Raw genomic sequence first — 18821 nt, forward strand, 5'->3', positions numbered from 1 at the left:
TTAGTCGGCGGGGATACGTCGAGTGCGGCAAATGCCGCAGAGGCAGGGAAGACCACGGTTGAGAATAACTATCTGAGCTCTAAAAATGTCGCTGACATGAAGAAAGAGCTTGAAGAAGCGGATAGAACTGGCGCTGACAAAAAAGGGATTTATGCTAAATATGGCAAAATCAGTGAGGACAATAGAGATAAAACCGTTACTGAGGTTAAAGACGGAGATTCATTTGATGCTATTGGCGCATGGTCTGATCTAAATGGCGGTATTGATGTTGCTGATGGCCTGAAATGGGCCGCCCTTGTTGATGATTTGAGTAGTGAGGACCGTGCTCAACTTGTTAATTTTGTGAAAGCGGAAAATGCACAAAGTGCCCAAGCGATTTATGATTCATTATCTGTAACAGCTAAAGGAGCCTTGCTCGCCAAAGAAGCAGGTGAAAATATTGGAATTGGTGGCGCTGTGCCGGGGGCTGGAATATCTGTTGCTGGGATTAAGGGCGGGGGCAGTAAAGGTGGTAAACAGAAAGACTCAGAAAGTAGTTCTCAGTCTCCACAAAATACAGGTAATAATCATCAACGACCACCTCGAAATACGACTAACCTTGCGGGTGGCCCATTAGAGAATGCTCAACAAGTAAGTGGAAGGTTCCAAATTGAGAATGGACCTAAAAACGGTACTGTATATCGAGCTGATAACCAAGGAAATATTACAAGCTATGCGACTTATGATTCTAACGGTATGATTTTGAAACGGGTTGATGTCACTGGTGCTGCACACGGAGGTGTTTCGACTCCTCATGTTATAGAGTATGGGCGTAATGTATTACCTAATGGGCAAGTAAGGGTTCAGTCTCCATCAACTAAAGCGTTACCCCGACCAGTTCGTGAGGATGAAATTCCATGAAAAAAATTATATTAATTGAAGAGCCATATGATTTAACTCGTTATGAACTATGGAAAAATAACTGGGGCTCTCCAAACGATATGACGATTAATGACTATATTAGTGATTGTTGTCATCCAGAAGATGTACTTTGTAGTGTGAAATTATTGATACCTGAGTTCGTTGATATTGATGGTTGCATATTATTAAGTGATAGGTATGAAGAAAGTAACTTTAATGAGTGGAAAAAACAATTTGGAACGAATCGTTCTGCAATAGAAAAAATGTTAAATCATGTACACTTATATGACCTATTCACAGGCAATTTAGATAATACATCTGACTCAATTTTCTTGCAGTTATGCCAAGTTATGAAGTGTTCTTGGGAAATGTCCCTTAAAAAAGCATTTCCAACAAAAGAATTTTTAGTAGATTTTCATAATTTAGAATCTGATTATGGGCCATCTCTAACTTTTTATCAAAAAGATAGGTAGTGAGCTCTAATTTCTAAAACCTATTACCTTTGATGTGTATCGATAGTGTCACTCCCCCTCAGCCAGCCGGATAATCAACTGTCCGGCTTGGCGTGTGAGGGTATAGTGACTCCCAACCCCAAACCCCAACTCTTTCAGCCACTTACCACTTAAAGTGAGTTGTGGGCTGGGGTTAGGTTTACCGCGGTTAGGGGCGTAACCCACTGTATATTGCCTGGTTTTGACCCCTTCTTCTTTAATCACCCATCCAAATATTGCAAGCCTATCGTGTTATTTCCCTTTCTTTTTTTGTTCAAAAACACAGAACAAATCACCGACAAATACGACTCGAAGCAAAAAGGTGGCAGCCTGTCGGGCAGTATTGGCACAGGGTTGAATACCACGGCATCGGTGAATGTGAATAAAACCGAGATGCACAGTGATTATCAATCGGTGGATAAACAAACGGACATCAATGCAGGCAAAGGCGGTTTTGATATTACGGTGGGTATATATGAAGTCGCGCCGTTTGTAGGTAAACTCATTTTTATTTTGAATTATTGCAAGAAAAGACATTGTCTGAGATTGACGATATGATTGGCGTTACAGGTTTTTACAGCTAGTTGATATCACAGTGATACTGGCTAATTTTAAAAAGATATGTGATAAATAAACGCTGAATTAATAGTTTTTGGAGTAAAAGTTCATGGACCTTAGTTGGCTGGAAAAAACAAAAAACTATTTAATAAGTCATGAGGGTGGAGATCTCTATTATTTGGTTGAATCATTGATTAAAAGGGAAAAAATAACATATAGACAATTTCTTTATGATGCATCTCATGGCATTAGTAATGGTGAAGGTGAAGGATTCGATTTTGCATTGGATGGTGATTATGATGATCCAAATGACTTTAATTCTGTTGAGTTTTACGTTGGTGGGCTGGAAAGTACCGAAATGACAGTGTCTATTTTTATAGAGTTAATGCAATATATATCAGACAATTATGTCATTGATAATCCTACGGATAAAATATCAGTTGAGAAATCAATGCTAAGAATTAAGCAACGTTATTATAAATTTTTATAAAAAATAATTAATTTATTTTAACCTTCTAGTGAGCGATTTAGTCTGTAGCTAATACTGTCATCCAACTTTGATTACCTAAAAATATCCACATTAGCGTATAAGTAGAAAAATAGATTTATCAGCGTAGGGTGCTATAGTTTATGTGAAGAATATTATCCTTTAGCACAATATGAGAGAGGGACTTATGAGCTTTTTCCAAGAGATTTTAACTAAGGTCTTTAAACCCGCGGATGCCAAAATAGAAAATAGTGCAGACCCTGTTGCTGCAATGACGGAAGCGATTAGAGCCAATATTAATATCAGTAATGATGCTATTTCAGATAATAAAATTGATGCCATAGCTGTGTTAGAAGGCTTGGCAAAAAGTTACCCGCAAAAACTTAATTGGAAAGTGTCTATTGTTGATTTGTTAACATTATTAGGTTTGGATAATAGCTTAACGGCGCGGAAAAAGCTTGCTGCAGAGCTAGGTTATCAAGGTGATACAAGTGATACTGCAACCATGAATGTATGGTTAATTAAAGAAGTGATTAAGCAGTTAGAGCAAGCGGGTGGTAATGTGAATGAGCTCGTGAATCAACTCAAAAAATAAGTCTCAGTGGTGCCGTAGCGTTTTGACTACGGCACGCTTAAAGTCACCATTAAATAAAAATAGTACAGCCTTTATTTCTTAGCGCTTTAATCACTTTTGGTTCCTCTGTAAAGCTATTCCACCGCAAATCGAGTTTAATGAGGTCAGTTAAATTTATTAAACTGTCGGGTAATGTTTGAAGTTTATTGGCACGTAAATCCAAGTATTGGAGAGATAGCATTTCACCTATTGATTCAGGTAGTTGAGTTAACTGATTAAACCTTAAATTTAAAGTATGCAATTTCTTAAGTGCAGATATTGCAGGGGAGATAGTGTGAATTTTATTTTGATTTAGATCCAAAATACGAAGAGAAGATAGGCCCGAAATATTATCCGTAAGCTCTGAAATACAGTTATTCATCAAGTGTATTTCATGCACATTGGATAATTGAGAAAGTGAGCTGGAAAAACGCTCTATTTGGTTATTATACAGACGCAGTTCCTTAAGATTTTTTAACTGAGAAAACCAAGAGGGTATCTGCGTTAACAAGTTATCCGTTGCATTGAAATAAACCAGATTTTTTAACTGAGATAATGAATTTGGTAAAGTGTGAATGCCATTATCGCTCAAATAGAGGAATTGTAATTGATGCAGGTTACCCACTTCATCGGAAATTTCAACAATATGGTTATGCCCTAAATCTAACATTTTGAGCCGCGTTAACTTTGCTATTTCTGCGGGGATCGATTGAATTTGATTACAAGAAAGATTAAGCACTTTTAGGTTTTCACAGTGAGTTACTCGGTAGGGAAATGCACTGAGATTATTGTTATAGGCGCTTACCAAGCTGTAATCAAAAGGCGCTAAAATAAGCGTATCAATCTCTTCTCGACAGCTTGAATCCAGATTGAGTTCAAACTCAGAGTTGGAATGTTGGTGTAGCATCGCCTTCCTCACTTTAACAGAACGTATTATGTGCAGTTTATCTGTAAAAAATAGAATAATGAACAACATAATAAGATTGAATTGAATGGCCTTTTAAGTCATTAATCATGCTGCTACCTATGATACAGTTTAAGCAATTAATAGGATTCCAATACTAGCCAAGGCGGTTTAGATGCCTAATATTTTATTGTTAGATAGCGAAAGTTTCTCACGCACATTGTATAACCCGCAAGAGCAAGACTCACCCGTTGTTGTTGTCTATTTTTCAGCGTCATGGTGTATCCCTTGCAAAAAGATGAAGCCTGTTTTTGAACAATTGGCGAATCATTTTGAAAAAAGTGCGGTTAAATTCGGTATGGTTGACATCGCTCAGTCCCCCATATTAGCGCCTAAATATGGAATTAAATCTGTCCCAACAGTCGCTATTTTTAAAGAGTCTCGATTGATAAAAGTGATTGCGGGAGAGGTTTCTTTCACTCAAGCCGTAGAAACGTTAAACCAAATATTTTGTGTTAATTAGGCGTTCGGTTTAAAGTGGCTTTTTCCTCTTTATAACAATAATAAGCTCATCGTTATGCTGCTATTGATTTTTGAAGGTTTACTGATTGGATGCTTGCTTGGGTTAACAGGGGCGGGCGGTGGTATTTTAGCGGTTCCTGCGTTGATGGCAAGCCAAAATTGGACGGTGGCGCTTGCTGCACCTGTTGGACTTCTAGCAATAACATTAGCTGCTTTTATTGGTGTTATTCAAGGGCTTATTAACAAAACAATACGATATAAAGCCGCTATATGGATAGCGATAGTCAGCATTCCTTTTGCTAAATATGGTATTTTTCTTGCTCAAATAATTACGCCTGTTTGGCTGACTTTAATCTTTAGCTTAGTGATGCTTTATGTTGCATATCGTACTTTTTTTGCTCAAATGGCTGAATTAAATGATGCGCCGTGCCAAATTAGCCAAGAGACGGGGAAGTTTATTTGGAATATAAAAACAGCGTCGATATTAGGTGGTATAGGAATTATTGCAGGGCTTTTAACAGGGGTATTAGGTGTTGGTGGTGGCTTTGTGATTGTTCCTGCGTTACGAAAGGTATCCAATTTAAATATAAAAAGTATTATTGCAACATCATTGATGGTGATTTTTTGTATCGGTAGTGTGAGTATTTTAATCAATATTTTAAATGGATTTCAATACCCTAAGAAAATTAGCTTAATATTTATTACATCCTGTGTCATTGGTTTACTAATAGGGAGAGTCATCATAAATTATATTTCAATAAAATTAGTTAAAAATATATTTGCAAGCCTAATTATTATTGTTTCTTTTAGCTTAATCTATTCAGTCTTAGATGAGTTAAATGTTTTATGAAATTGTGCTTTAAAGGTAAATGTTAACAAATTAGATTATTCAACTAGCAATTTAACTGTTTTTATATTCTATAGTGTATAACATGATTTTCATATTGACGGATTATTGTATTGTTAGTGAATAAAACGATTTATCTTCACCTTCAATGCGGTATAATGAACAATCGCATTTCATCTTCTCTGATAATAGCTTAAAAGGATTTTTGATTATATCAATCAGGGGGGCACTAAAGGTTGACTAATATAATTATGACAAAACAAGATAGCTCAACAACAATAATTGATATAGCTAAACGTGCAAATGTTACTGATATTACCGTTTCACGTGCATTTAATCATCCCGAAATGGTAAAGAAAGAAACAAGGGATAAAATATTAGCGATTGCTCAAGAACTCAACTATGTTCCCAATCTTTTTGCACGAAATCTGAAAAATAAAAATAGCCGCATAATTGGTGTGGTTACTGACAGTACATTTAACCCTTTCTATGTTGTTCTCATTCAAACCGTTTCTCGTTTAGCAAAAGAGAAAGGGTATCAAGTGATGATTTTTGATTCAGATAGTGATGAAAAAGCGGAGAAAACGGCAATCGAAACACTCGTTAGCTATAAGGCGAGTGGCATTTTACTATCACCAGTGCGTGATGATAAAGACTACCAGCCTAGTTATCTTTCATTAATCGACCAACATAATGTTCCGTTAGTATTTGTCGACCGTGCGATTTATGGCTATGAGAAAAAATATTCTGGGTTATTTTTGAAGAACTTTGAAATTGGTGCATTGACAGGAAAATTCCTTAATGAACAAAATAGCGAAAATACGTTAATTATTTCTGGCCCTAAAAATTCAGAAATCAGCTTGTCTCGTTTGTCTGGAATATATGCAAGCTTTCCAAATAGAAAAAACCTTAATGTCTTATATAGTAGTTATATGTTTAATAAAAAAGATGAAGCGTATTTAAGACAAAAAGTTCAAGATCTATACACTCCAGGCATGTATATTGTTGGGCTAAATGGAATTATTACCGCGGGAATGTATAAAATCATTGCGGAATTAGGGCTATCTTGCCGTTATTTTTCAGTCGATTTACCACCTTATGCAGATACCTATCATTTATCTATTTCTGGTGTTCATCATGATTCCGTTTACCTTGGGGAATTAACCACAGAATTATTATTCTCAGAAATAGAGCGTGATACAAATAAAGGCCATGAAACGAAACAAATTTTTGTTGATGGTAAGCTTGTTATTTATTAATAATATATAATTGCCTCGTTAAGGGGCTCTTTTATCCGATTATCTTTCCTTCATAATACCTTTACTATTTTATATTTCACTTTAATTTGTGATTAAAAAAATCGGTTAATTGACAGTCATAATCTACAGGCAATTAACCGATAAGGTTGACTTATGAAAAATCTAGCGTTTCATTGAGCTAATAAATGTTGCACCCCAGATAATTAAGCCTTTCACAATGTATTGAACGTAAGGGGAAATACCTAGTAAATTCAACCCATTATTTAATACGCCGAGGATCATGGCTCCAATTAATGTACCGATGATCATGCCACGTCCACCCGCAATGGAAGCGCCACCCAAAACCACTGCGGCAATCGCATCTAGTTCAAAGCCGACTCCTGCATTAGGTTGCCCACTCATGACGCGTGATGTAAAAATTAAACCCGCAAATGCAGCAGTAAAACCACTTATTACATACACCAACATTTTGTAGCGTTCAACGCGGATACCACTTAAGCGAGCGGCTTCTTCATTACCACCAATAGCGTAAATATAACGACCAAATGAGACGTGGTTTAAGACGACGTAAAAAATAAGATAAAGGCCAAGCATTAATAAAATTGGCACTTGAATGCCCATTAACTCTTCACGGCCCCAGAAGGCAAATTCTTTGGGTAATCCTGATATTGGATAGCCACCGGTATAAATTAACGCTAAACCTTTCGCAATAATCATCGCGCCTAATGTGACGATAATGGGAGGCATTTTACCGTAAGCGGCTAAAATTCCATTAATAAAACCAAATGCAATCCCTGATAATAAACCCAGAGCAATGGCTGCATATGGATCCATACCATAATATTTCATTAGGCCAGCCATCAAGGTGCCCGATAAAGCCATAACGGCACCAACAGATAAATCAATTCCGCCAGTTAAAATGGCAAACGTCATACCAATAGCAATAATGGCATTAATTGAAACTTGTCGTGCAATGGTGGAAAGGTTATTTACCGTTAAAAAATGCTCATTAAAAATGGACATGCAGGTAAATAAAAGAATTAAACCAACAAGTGGTAAGAATGCAGGTATTTTTGTTAATTTAGAAAAACTAAATTTAGTTTTAGTTAGTGGAATTGCACTTTGATTAGACATAGTCATTATCCTATATAATATTGCCAGCTGCATGTACCATAATCTGAGTTGAGTTAATATCTTCTCCACTTAACTCAGCAGCAATTTCACCATCACGAAAGACCAAAACTCTATCACTTACACCAATAACTTCGGGTAATTCAGAGGAGATCATAATAATGGAGATCCCTTTTTCAGTGAGTGAGCGCATTAGCTGATAAATTTCTGATTTTGCCCCAACATCAATACCTCGAGTGGGTTCATCGAAAATAAGAATTTTGGCTTGTTTATTTAGCCAGCGAGCAATAACAACTTTTTGCTGATTACCACCACTTAATGTGGAAACCGCAGTGTGAGGTTCTGGTGTTTTAACTTTTACTTGAGAAATTAAATCAATAGATAAAGTGAGTTCTTTTTTATTTTGGATTAAAAACAATTTTTGCGCATGGTTATTTAACCAAATATTTTCATTGACTGAGAAAGGTAAAACTAAACCTTGGGTTTTACGGCTTTCAGGTAATAAGCCGATACCTAATTGCAGTGCCGCCGCCGCAGATTTAATTTTGACCTCTTTGCCTTCTAAAGTGACTTTTTTCTTATACGCTTTATCCGCGCCAATCATGGCGAGAATAGTTTCAGTTCTCCCTGAACCAACAAGGCCTGCTAGCCCTAAAATTTCACCTTTTTTCAATTGAAGATGGTTAACAGGGCTATTTGAGAAACGTTGAATTTCAGCGTCAAGAATAATTTCCTGTTGGGAGAATTCGCGCTTATGTGGATAAATATTTTCTACTTCTCGGCCAACCATCATTTCAATAATGACATCTAAGTCTGTTTCATCGACTTTGCGTGATCCAATATATTGCCCGTCACGTAACACGCTGATGGTATCGCATATTTCATAAATCTCTTCTAAGTGATGAGAAATAAAAAACATGCCAACACCTTTAGCTTTTAGATCGCGCATAACATCGAATAAATGATTTGCTTCATTAGGTGTTAATGTTGCAGTCGGCTCATCTAATACCAAAATTTTAGCGTCTAAAGAAAGTGCTTTGGCAATTTCAACAAATTGCTGCTCCGCAATACTTAAATGGATAATGGGTTCATCAATATCAATATTAACACCAAGCTCTGTGAGTAAAGCTTGAGATTTTTGGCGCATAAGTTTTCTATCTAATAAACCAAATTTATTTTTTAATTCACGATTTAAAAAAATATTTTCAAACGCATTTAAATAAGGAATTAGAGAGAATTCTTGGAAAATAATACCTACACCAGCTTTGATAGCATCTCTGTAGTTATGAAAAATATGTTCTTTGCCTTCTATCAGAATTTTTCCACTATCAGGTTTATGAATCCCACATAAAACTTTCATTAGCGTAGATTTACCTGCGCCATTTTCACCTAATAACGCGTGAACCTCACCCTTTTCAAGGGAGAGATTAATATTATCCAACGCCTTAACTCCAGGGAAAGTTTTGCTGACATCTTGTAATGCTAATAATTGCATCATATTGCTTCCCTATATTTCTTAACCGCTTAAAAATGGGTAACAAAGTCATCTGGAATAAAGTGATTCCAATATGCATTTAATTATTAATTGTTATGAGAAGGTATTGCACCCAATACATAGGTACAGGTGCAATACAATTAATGAGTCAATATTCGATTACCAGTGGAAATCTTTTGCATTTGTTTTGTCGATTAATTTAACATCAATCGGAACTTCTTTCGGTACGTTAGCACCCCAATATTTTGCCAAACCCATTGCTAAGCCGATACGAACTTGGTCACGTGGGAACTGTGCAGAAGTTGCGATAAACGGTGAGTTACCTTTCGCAATTTCAGCAACGGCTTCAGGCGAACCATCAACACTGACAAGTTTTACGTCACGGCCTGAAGATTCGATAGCCGCTAATGCACCAAGTGAGCCCACATCGTTAACGCTGAAAATACCATTCAAAGTTGGGTTAGCTTGCAGCATGTTTTCTGTGACATTCATCGCAGTATCACGCTCTTGCTTACCATTCAGCTTAGTAACAATTTTAATATTTGGATATTCTTTCATTGCCGCTTCAAAGCCACGAACACGTTCGAGGATTGGCACAACTGGAATACCATCTAAAATGGCGACTTCACCTTTTCCACCCAGTGCTTCACCTAAGCGTTTACCCGCCATTAAGCCAGCATCGTAGTTTTTAGAACCGACGAAGGAGTCAATTGGGCCATTCGCTTGTGCGTCGATAGCGATAACCACAACCCCCGCTTTTTTCGCTGCCAGTACTGCCGTTTCTGCACCAACACTATCCGCTGGGTTGATTAGCAGGATATCGATTTTTTTCTGTAACATATCTTCGATATCACTGGTTTGTTTCGAGACATCATGTGCCGCATCGGAAATATACAGCTGAGCACCCATATCGCCAGTTGCGCTCTCCAGAGCTTCTTTCATCGTGACGAAATATTCGTTGTTTAATTCTTGAAACGACATGCCAACTGAAACAGGTTTTGCCGTAGCGTTGAACGCCATAGCTAAAGTCAGGACACTAGCTGCTACAGCTAACTTTTTGAATTTACTCAACATAAGATGTTCTCCTAAAGAGCGTTTAATTATATGTAGGGTCTTACTCGTCTAGTATTTATTTAAATTATTAATTATTACAAACAGTTAGTGCATGTCTATGGCTTGATGACGACTTTAATTGAGTCGGCAGATTTCGCCATGACAAAGGCTTCTTCCCAATCATCGATGGAGTAGAAGTGGGTAACGATATCATCAGCATTGACTAAGCCACGGCTAAAGAGATCGATAGCAACCTCATAGCTATATGGGCCTAAGTGCGCACCGCGGATATCAAGTTCTTTACGGTCACCAATAATTGACCAGTCAACTGTGGTTTCTTTACCAAATACGCTAAATTCAACGAAACGACCAAGTTTACGGATCATTTCTAATCCTTGGGTTACGCCAATAGGGGCACCTGTCGCTTCGATATAAACGTCGCAGCCGTAACCTTCCGTCATCTCTTTGACTAACTTGATGGCATCTTCTTTCAGTGGGTTGATCACCACGTCAGCACCAAATTTTTTCGCTAATTCAAGGCGTTCGTCGATAGCATCGATCACGACTAATTTTTTTGGTGTTTTGAGTTTTGCAACTTGGATCATACACAGACCAAGCGGGCCAGCACCTGCAATGACGACAACGTCATTTAAATCAATATCACCACGGCGAACGGTGTGGATGGCACAGGCCATTGGTTCAATTAATGCGGCGTCTTTATCGGAAAGTTCATCTGGGATCTTGTGAATGATAGCGCGCTCAGAAAAACGCATATACTCAGCCATCCCACCATCGGCAACTTCTTTTTGGAAACCGTAGATATCATGGGTTTCACACATCCAGTATTTACCTGATTTACAGAAACGACATTCCCAGCAAGGGACGATTTGTTCTGCGAGGATACGGTCACCCACTTTTAATTTGTATTTTTCAGCGGACCCTTCGCCCAATTCTGCGACTCTGCCATAGAATTCGTGACCAGGTACGACAGGGGCTTTGATCCATGGGTCATCCCCCCAGAACATTTGTGCGCCATCATTGGCTTTGCAGTCACCCGCACAGATCCCACAGCCATCGACTTTAATGACAACTTCTCGAAAGCCAGCTGTAGGTCTTCTAATATTTTCAAAACGATAGTCATGGGGACCATGACAAACAACGGCTTTCATTTTTTCAGGTAGGTTACTCATGTTCTAAAACCTCTTTCTAGTTGTTAGCCCTAATGTTGACGTCAACATTAAGCGTTTTTTTATCTCTAAATGGCTTTAATTTTTACGCTTAACGATAAATTTGGATACGAATGTAAGAAAAATGGTTCTTTAATGTTATAGATAAAATAATTTATTTTTAATATGACGACGTCGTCATTTTTGAAGGTGCAGAGAAGAAAAACTAAGATTTGTGATTTAACTCTTAATTTTAATTGCTTTTAGAGCACCGTCAAAGGGGTGAAAAACGTCAATCATAGGTATCTAACACGATGAAAAATAAGTAATAAAATAAAATTCATTCCTCGTGTTAGGGTTATTAAGAAATGAATATGAAGCCGAGTATAATTATTTTAACTGTTTTCAGAAGTGGATAATTCATGCAAAAACATTTCAGCTCACATTTTTATATGAAAGTTAATTTCATTTTCATTGAATAAGGTGATTAAAAATCGAAAATCAGTATAAATTTTATTTATTAAAAATTATTTTATGGTTAGACATGAAAGTAATAAGTGCTGCAAATTAAATTTTTATCAAGATTGAGTATGAATAAATAAGATTTGAAAGAAAAAAGGCTCTATTCTGTAGAGTATTTAATAAATTCAACTAAGAATAAAGCCAAAAAAATACCAATTAATAACTTCATTTTGTAAGGAAATAGGTGTTTTTATTTATAGTAATGAGTGAGGGATTAGGCCTAACTCATCAAGTTAAACAATCATCGGTGCGATAATAAATCCAAAGGCAACCCCAGCAATAATTCCACCTAACCCTGGTAGCATGAAGGGATGGTTTAGAATATATTTTCCGACACGGGTTGAACCTGTGGAGTCAAATTCGATTGCTGCTAATGACGTTGGGTAAGTGGGTAAAACAAACACGCCAGTGACAGCAACGAACGACGCTAAAATAGCCCATGTTGGTACATCCAAAGCAATGGCCAGTGGAATGATTAGTGGTGTTGTTGCCCCTTGGGAGTAGAGCAATGCACAGGTAAAAAACAGTACGACAGCTAACAATATAGGGTAGGCAGATAATACATCCCCTGCGATAGCTTTGATTTGATCCATGTGGGCATCAACAAAAGTGGTGCCTAATGTCACAATTCCCAATATGACAGCAAGAGAGCTCATTCCTGAACGGAACGTTGGTGCTAAAACGATAGAGTTTGGTGATGTTTTACAGAAAATAACCATCAAGCAGGCTGCACTGAGCATGCAGATGATGATGATATCACGGGTACCCATCGGTTTGCCGATATCAAAACCTGGGCGTAATTGAGGGAAAGCTGCCAATATCACAATCGCAACGGTTGCAATAAGAAAAACGACAACTGAAAATTTCTCACGGGTAGTACTTTCGCCTTTTTTCTCTTCGTATTTATGGACTAACCCTTTTTGTAAGCGGTCTAAATAAACTTCATCATCTTCCAATTCACAACCTTGGCGTGACGCAATAAATGCAGCAACCATTGCAGCCACAAAGGATGCAGGTAAACACACTGACATAACAACAATAAAGGTAACGCCATTACCTTCCATAATGGTTAACATTGCCGCCATTGCGGCACTTATCGGAGAACCTGAAATGGCTATTTGTGAAGCAACAACGGAGCCTGCCAGTGTACGAGAAGGGCGGATACCCGAGTCTTTGGCTATTTCAGCAATGACGGGAAGCATTGAAAATACGATAAATCCCGTACCAGCCATAATGGTCATCACCCACGTGGTGATTGGCGCAATAATGTTTAGGTACTTCGGATTTTTACGCATAAATGTACTGGCGAGGCGCACTAAATAGTCCATTCCTCCAGCTGCTTGTAATGCTGATGCAGCGACAACAACGGTCATAATAATTAAAATAACATCAACAGGGGGAGAACCTATTGGCAAACCAAATCCAATGGTTAATACTGCCAACCCCAATCCTCCGCATAAGCCAATACCAATTCCGCCCATGCGTATACCGAAGAAAATAGCACCTAGTACAACAATGATCTCTAGCCAAACCATAATCGTCTCCAATAGACAATATATTGTCATTAGTAATAAAATTTCTAAAATTGATTGTTTTTAATAATGATTAAATATTTACTTTAAATTTTCGGTTATTATTAAATGCGATTTTCCAACTCTATTTTCATACCAATGAATACTAGCCCTAACTAAAGAACCTGTTGAATCTATATACTTATTAGGGTGTTTTTTAACTTCATTGGCTAAAATAACAGGGACTTCAGTACAACCTAAAATAATGACTTCAGCTCCACGTGAAAATAATAATTCAGCTTGCAACTTCATAATTTCTTCTGCTGCATCTTTATTTCCAGATTTTAATAAATAAATGCTTTTCATGACTAATTTCTGGCTTTCTTCATCGGGAGTGATGCAGTTTAATTTTTTTTGTTCAATACTTTTTTGATAAAGCCCCATATACATAGTTGCGTTAGTTGCTAATAAGCCAATATTTTTTTTCTTAGTTAGTAGAACCTCTTGCATGGTGGTTTCAACAATACTCAGCATATCCACATGGCAAGTATTTTTTAGTTCATCGAACCAAAAATGTGCAGTATTACAAGGGATAACAATGCATTCTGCCCCTGCATCTTCAAGTTTTTTTAAGTAATTAGTCATTAAAGGGAGTGGTGAAACTCCGTGATTTAGCAATGCTTCTGTACGATCTGGAATATCAGGAATAGATGAAATAATTAATGGGATATGTTCTTGGTCTTTATTAGCAATAGTATATGTTACAAATTTATTAAATAAATCGACGGTTGCTGCTGGACCCATTCCACCTAATACACCAATTAAACCTTTCATTATTACGCTCCTGCGATTTTTATCTTTTTTGATTTAAGATAAATTAAACGCGATATTGCTTAACTTATTTAACATGAGATACATTATTTAATTAATTATTAACGATTAGTTCTAATTAATCTGTGTCTAATTTTTAGCAATGTTTTTTAGGTAAGAGAAATGCAAGTAAGTATGGGATGATGCAAGATATGCATTAAGATTTTAATGTTAACTCGAAGGAGCTCAATGAAATGAAAGGCAAAGCCTGAATATAATTGGCTTTGACGATAATGCTCTAGTTAATAGAAAATAAATTTTGATTTTTATTAATGTTTAAAACGATAACCTTATGCATAATACAAATAATAGACATACAATCCATGAATGATAATTTAACTGACAGTTAACTAAATATACCAATAAGAATATCATTATTATTTTATACGCGTCATCCTTCAAGCTGCATGGGTGTTGACTGCATTCAGATAGCCGAATCACATACTTTTGTATGCTCATCGGTCTATCTTCACTTGTCGCCTACATGCAACAATGATTTAGCGTATATATTTTAACAGCGAGTCTGCTTAAGGCTTAATAACATGAAAAATATAGAAACAAAGTGGTTGTACGATTTTTTAACCTTGGAATCTTGTCGACATTTCTCCCATGCTGCTGAGCAGAGAAACATTTCTCAACCCGCTTTTAGTCGGCGTATTAAAGCGTTAGAGGAGGCGATCGGTGTCGAATTGTTTGATAGAACCACGTCCCCCTTGCAGTTGTCTGAAGAAGGCAAAGTTTTTCATTCTCAAGCCCGTAGCTTGTTGCAGCAATTAGAGTGTAATTTAAATGAACTCTCTGGGCATAATATTTTAAGTTTACCTAATATTAAAATTGCGGCGGCACATTCTTTATCATTAACACTGCTACCCAAACTAGTTCACGCATTGTCTGGTTTCGGGGAAGAATTTGTCTATCATGTTGAAGCCATTGACGTGGTACAGGTGGTTAATGCACTAAGAGAAGGGAAAAGTGATTTTATCATCTCATTTTATGATGAGGATTTAATGCAATCGCCATTTTCCTGCTTGAATGTTTTTGAGTCTGAGCTTTACCCTATCTGTGCCGCAGATGAATTTGGTAAACCGTTATTCGATATTTACCAACCCCAAGTTCCCTTGTTGAATTATACGAGTGCTTCTTATATGGGGCGGTTAGTTAATCGCAGGTTAAGCGAGTTCGGTGCAATTAGTTCAAAAACGTTGTTTATGTCTTCCATGAGTGAATTATTGAAAAATATGGCATTGGATGGTCATGGCATCGCATGGCTGCCGATTTACTCTGTGGTCAATGAGCTGAAAGAAAAGAAATTGGTTTGTCTTGATACCCCAGAATTGACGATTCCAATTCAAGCTTACATTTACCGTATGGACACTCGCTTAAATAAAACCGCAGAGGATTTTTGGCGTATTTTGAAGAAAAATATTCCAGAGGATTTAAAGCATTTGTAAAACTTAATAGAAATCCTATAACGAGAAAACCCGCTTTAGTCGCGGGTTTTGTACCATATAGTCATTGAATATTAGTGATCTAAAGAAACAGAATGAACATAAGATAGCTGTTTTAACGAGCAATAAAATTCAGGCAATGTGGTTTTTTGGCGAACCACCAGTTTTAAATTGACTTCTACTCGCTCTTTTTTTATGTCACGTATTGTTAGGTTTTCAATAATGTCTTTATGTTGTTTTAAATACTCAATGAGTAAGGGGACGCCATCTTCATGGGTAAACAACATTCGAACTTTAATCTTGCCTAATTTTTGATTTTTCATCTGAAACAATGCCACTTGTGGGCTCAGTTGAATTGCCAAGAAAAAAAGAATGGTGACAATTAATGCGTGCCAATAAAAGCCAGAACCACACGCAATTCCAACGCCAGCTGAAGCCCAAACAATCGCTGCGGTTGTCAGTCCTGAAATCGCATCATCACGACGATGTAAAATAACGCCCGCGCCTAAAAAGCCCACTCCGCTGATTATTTGCGCCGCTAATCTCATTGGGTCACTGCGAATATTATCTGAAATATTGGCGTAATATTCGGCAGACTGAATAGAAACGATGGTTAATAAACAGCTAGCAACAGCAATAATGACACAGGTTTTAAAGCCGACAGGTTTTCCCTTTGATTCACGTTCTAAGCCAATAAAGCCGCCTAAAATAAAGGCGGCGAGTAATTTAGCAATACTTGATAGTGACAAAGGGCCAATGGTGTCGACAAACTGCATAAGAGCATCCATGGCTTACCTCTGTATATTTCGAATTACGGTGCTACAGCGCCCTCTGGTGCTTTTTTATCGTCGTTATTTTTCTTTTTAGAAACATCATCTTTAAAGAAGAAGATAAAGAACACACTGACAACGGCAGCGACGATAGCAGGGTAATGCCAGAAGGTTTCCCATTGTGGTAAGGACTCGCTACCTTTTTCCGTGACTGTTGAGTTAAATATTTGCCCGCAAATCGTGGAGGCAAATAATAAACCGAAGCCGTTTGAAACAATAAAGCGTAATCCTTGAGCTTGTGCGCGGATTTCTGGTTTTGCTTTACGGTCGACATAAATATCGCCAGCGGTAAAGAAGAAGTCCCAACATAATCCCTGAAGCATCAACCCAAAGACAATAAAATATAAACTGGTATCGACCGCAGCATAGGCAAATAATGTTGAGCGAATAATCCAGCTAATTGCACCTAATAATAAAGTGATTTTAAAACCGAACTTCATCAAGAAGAACGATAGGAAGAACATAAACAGCACTTCACAGGCAATACCAATTTGCATAATAGAAGCGGCATTATCAAACCCAAGCGTTTTAATAAACACAGGGATATAGGCGGAATAAGCTGTTTTTGGAATCATTAATACAAAGATGCTAAACATTAAAATAGCGAAATAGCGGTCTTTAAATAATGACAATGCGTCTAAGCATAAAATATCGCGTGTGGAGAAGGGTTTGCCTTTAGCTTTTGGTGGCGTATTTGGCAGTGTAAAACAGTAAAAGCCTAATACGACTGCAACTGCAGATGCGATATACCATGTCATGGTACTGCCCGAGAAGCCCATTTCCCCTAAAATAAATCCGATAGCCATAAAACCAAACGTACCGAATACACGAATGATAGGGAAATATTTCACACCATTAATATGGGAGAAGCTGATGCTATTAGAAAGTGCGGTTGTTGGGTAAAACAGCAGGCCAATAATAAAGATCAAAAATAGGGTCATGCCACTGTTTTGTGCCTCAATAAATTGAGGAACACATAAAATGACGGCGGCATTAATTAAGTGAAGGATCCCCATCACTTTTTGTGATGCAAAGAAACGGTCAGCAACCATACCAATAAATAACGGTGAAATAATGGTCGCGACACCTAATAACGCATAAGCATTACCAATAATATGTGCCATACCATAGGTGCTTAATACCAGTCCCATCGTCATATTCCACGCACCTTGCATGAAATATTGCACAAACATCATGATCAGCAAGCGGGAAGTGATTTTCATATCCATTTTATTTCCCTCTTAATGTGTTTCTAACGTTAGTCCGTCATACGCGACACGGATATTATAAGGAGCACAAACCGCCACTAATTCTTCATGCAGTAATTTACCACTGTGTGAAATATGAGAAACGGCAATTTGAGTATTAGAATGCAAACAACCTTGTTGTTGCAGCCTTTCTTGTGCTGCAAAGACGGTTTCTAGGCTCATATGGTTATCGGTACGGTTATTGCCATTTAGTCCATAAGTGCATTCGAATACAACAATATCTAGCGGTTTGTTTTCAAGCCATTGCCAAGTCAGTTCTGGGAACCAGCCTGAGTCGTGGCCATAGAAAATCGCTTTGCCATCTTTTTCAATATGATAGACATAACAGAGCTCCCATTTCGCATGGTTTGCTAGTAATGGGGTAATTTTATATCCATTTCTTTCAACGGTGACAAAAGGGATTAAACAATGAAAAGCGAAACGCTCTTTGCTGTACCCCGGTAGCACTTCAAGGCAGCCATTGATTGCACGATCGTTGCCAAATATATGAAGTGGATGGTGAATTTCAAAGCCATAACCTTCCATTCTACTGAACAGATCGCCCACATTAAAATGGTCAGGGTGAGTGTGAGTGAATAGCAGGCTTTCAAAATGGGTTGCATCCATTCCATCACGCATGAGTTGATAACTAAATGTGGGAGACACGTCGATCAACATGAGATCATCCACAATAGCCGAGGAGTGAGTTCTGATATCTTTACCACCAAGTTGCCTTGCTTTTTGGCAGTGCTCACAACGGCAAAAAGGGTTTGGTATACCCTCTGAAGCCGCAGTGCCTAAAAAATGAATTTTCATGATAATTTCCTTTATCTTATTGTTTTATTTTGGGTTATTAAATCCCTGGTGCTGGTGTTAAATCGATAAAACTATTATTTGAACGTTCCAATGATAGTTTGGTGAGATTAGTTTGCCAATGACAGATATTCAGATCAGTGATCTCATTCAA

20 protein-coding genes are annotated in these 18821 nt (G+C 37.5%); 9 read left to right on the forward strand and 11 right to left on the reverse strand.

All coding sequences use genetic code 11. The annotated features are described in order from the left end of the window. Both PSF27_RS17550 and PSF27_RS17555 read left to right on the forward strand, forming a co-directional pair. The coding region (locus tag PSF27_RS17550) for a polymorphic toxin type 24 domain-containing protein (RefSeq protein WP_272681942.1) at positions 1-900 on the forward strand (900 nt) is incomplete at its 5' end. After that, positions 897-1373, forward strand: coding sequence for a hypothetical protein (locus PSF27_RS17555; protein ID WP_154624158.1), 477 nt, complete (start codon positions 897-899; stop codon positions 1371-1373). The genes PSF27_RS17550 and PSF27_RS17555, both read left to right, overlap by 4 nt. Positions 1374-1421: 48 nt before the next feature. Here the strand turns inward: PSF27_RS17555 and PSF27_RS21110 are convergent, their stop codons facing one another. After that, positions 1422-1616, reverse strand: a complete 195-nt coding sequence (locus PSF27_RS21110) for a SymE family type I addiction module toxin (protein WP_336431893.1) — start codon at positions 1614-1616, stop codon at positions 1422-1424. Positions 1617-1640: 24 nt separating this feature from the next. Between PSF27_RS21110 and PSF27_RS17565 the strand changes: the two genes are divergently transcribed. The 3 genes from PSF27_RS17565 (at position 1641) to PSF27_RS17575 (ending at position 3031) form a co-directional block, all read left to right on the forward strand. Beyond that, positions 1641-1949, forward strand: a complete 309-nt coding sequence (locus PSF27_RS17565; RefSeq protein WP_272681944.1) for a hypothetical protein — start codon at positions 1641-1643, stop codon at positions 1947-1949. Between the two features lie 109 nt (positions 1950-2058). After that, entirely contained in the window at positions 2059-2439 is a 381-nt protein-coding gene (locus tag PSF27_RS17570; protein WP_206084704.1) for a hypothetical protein, read from the forward strand. Positions 2440-2623: 184 nt separating this feature from the next. Then, a complete protein-coding gene (locus PSF27_RS17575; RefSeq protein WP_206084705.1) occupies positions 2624-3031 on the forward strand; it encodes a DUF3597 domain-containing protein in 408 nt (135 codons plus the stop codon). Positions 3032-3080: 49 nt separating this feature from the next. On the opposite strand, the gene PSF27_RS17580 is transcribed toward PSF27_RS17575, so the two are convergent. Next, positions 3081-3956, reverse strand: coding sequence for a leucine-rich repeat domain-containing protein (locus tag PSF27_RS17580; protein WP_272574450.1), 876 nt, complete (start codon positions 3954-3956; stop codon positions 3081-3083). A 172-nt stretch (positions 3957-4128) separates the two neighbouring features. Between PSF27_RS17580 and PSF27_RS17585 the strand changes: the two genes are divergently transcribed. The 3 genes from PSF27_RS17585 (at position 4129) to PSF27_RS17595 (ending at position 6581) form a co-directional block, all read left to right on the forward strand. After that, complete coding sequence (locus PSF27_RS17585) at positions 4129-4476, forward strand: thioredoxin family protein (RefSeq protein ID WP_272681945.1); 348 nt, start codon at positions 4129-4131, stop codon at positions 4474-4476. Positions 4477-4530: 54 nt separating this feature from the next. Then, complete coding sequence (locus PSF27_RS17590) at positions 4531-5325, forward strand: sulfite exporter TauE/SafE family protein (RefSeq protein WP_272681946.1); 795 nt, start codon at positions 4531-4533, stop codon at positions 5323-5325. Between the two features lie 248 nt (positions 5326-5573). Beyond that, positions 5574-6581 (forward strand): LacI family DNA-binding transcriptional regulator, encoded by a 1008-nt coding sequence (locus tag PSF27_RS17595; protein WP_206084709.1) that lies wholly within the window; start codon positions 5574-5576, stop codon positions 6579-6581. 162 nt (positions 6582-6743) lie between these two features. On the opposite strand, the gene PSF27_RS17600 is transcribed toward PSF27_RS17595, so the two are convergent. The 6 genes from PSF27_RS17600 to PSF27_RS17625 form a co-directional block, all read right to left on the reverse strand. Next, positions 6744-7721 carry an ABC transporter permease gene (locus PSF27_RS17600; RefSeq protein WP_375084037.1) on the reverse strand — a complete coding sequence of 326 codons (978 nt, stop codon included), beginning with the start codon at positions 7719-7721 and terminating at the stop codon, positions 6744-6746. Positions 7722-7725: 4 nt separating this feature from the next. Continuing rightward, entirely contained in the window at positions 7726-9210 is a 1485-nt protein-coding gene (locus PSF27_RS17605; RefSeq protein WP_272539813.1) for a sugar ABC transporter ATP-binding protein, read from the reverse strand. A 156-nt stretch (positions 9211-9366) separates the two neighbouring features. Next, positions 9367-10227: an ABC transporter substrate-binding protein gene (locus PSF27_RS17610; protein ID WP_370661211.1), complete on the reverse strand. Its 861-nt coding sequence runs from the start codon at positions 10225-10227 to the stop codon at positions 9367-9369. 149 nt (positions 10228-10376) lie between these two features. Then, positions 10377-11450 (reverse strand): zinc-binding dehydrogenase, encoded by a 1074-nt coding sequence (locus PSF27_RS17615; RefSeq protein WP_272681948.1) that lies wholly within the window; start codon positions 11448-11450, stop codon positions 10377-10379. 731 nt (positions 11451-12181) lie between these two features. Continuing rightward, positions 12182-13483, reverse strand: a complete 1302-nt coding sequence (locus tag PSF27_RS17620) for an anaerobic C4-dicarboxylate transporter (RefSeq protein WP_206084713.1) — start codon at positions 13481-13483, stop codon at positions 12182-12184. A 78-nt stretch (positions 13484-13561) separates the two neighbouring features. Next, positions 13562-14293, reverse strand: a complete 732-nt coding sequence (locus PSF27_RS17625) for an aspartate/glutamate racemase family protein (RefSeq protein ID WP_272681949.1) — start codon at positions 14291-14293, stop codon at positions 13562-13564. 578 nt (positions 14294-14871) lie between these two features. Here PSF27_RS17625 and hypT point away from each other — a divergent pair. Then, complete coding sequence (gene hypT / locus PSF27_RS17630) at positions 14872-15780, forward strand: hypochlorite stress DNA-binding transcriptional regulator HypT (RefSeq protein WP_206084715.1); 909 nt, start codon at positions 14872-14874, stop codon at positions 15778-15780. A 71-nt stretch (positions 15781-15851) separates the two neighbouring features. Here hypT and PSF27_RS17635 read toward each other — a convergent pair whose 3' ends face one another. From PSF27_RS17635 to PSF27_RS17645, 3 genes are read right to left on the reverse strand one after another with little or no spacing between them, the layout of a single operon-like run. Further along, positions 15852-16565 (reverse strand): MgtC/SapB family protein, encoded by a 714-nt coding sequence (locus tag PSF27_RS17635; RefSeq protein WP_206084716.1) that lies wholly within the window; start codon positions 16563-16565, stop codon positions 15852-15854. 23 nt (positions 16566-16588) lie between these two features. Beyond that, the gene (locus tag PSF27_RS17640; protein ID WP_206084717.1) at positions 16589-17836 is read right to left on the reverse strand and encodes an MFS transporter; all 1248 of its coding nucleotides are present in this window, start codon (positions 17834-17836) and stop codon (positions 16589-16591) included. A gap of 12 nt (positions 17837-17848) precedes the next feature. Further along, positions 17849-18670 (reverse strand): MBL fold metallo-hydrolase, encoded by an 822-nt coding sequence (locus PSF27_RS17645; RefSeq protein ID WP_272574354.1) that lies wholly within the window; start codon positions 18668-18670, stop codon positions 17849-17851. Positions 18671-18821: the final 151 nt, after the last annotated feature.

Origin of the sequence: Providencia sp. PROV129, assembly GCF_028482245.1 — a bacterium.
GTDB classification, from domain to species: Bacteria; Pseudomonadota; Gammaproteobacteria; order Enterobacterales; family Enterobacteriaceae; genus Providencia; species Providencia vermicola.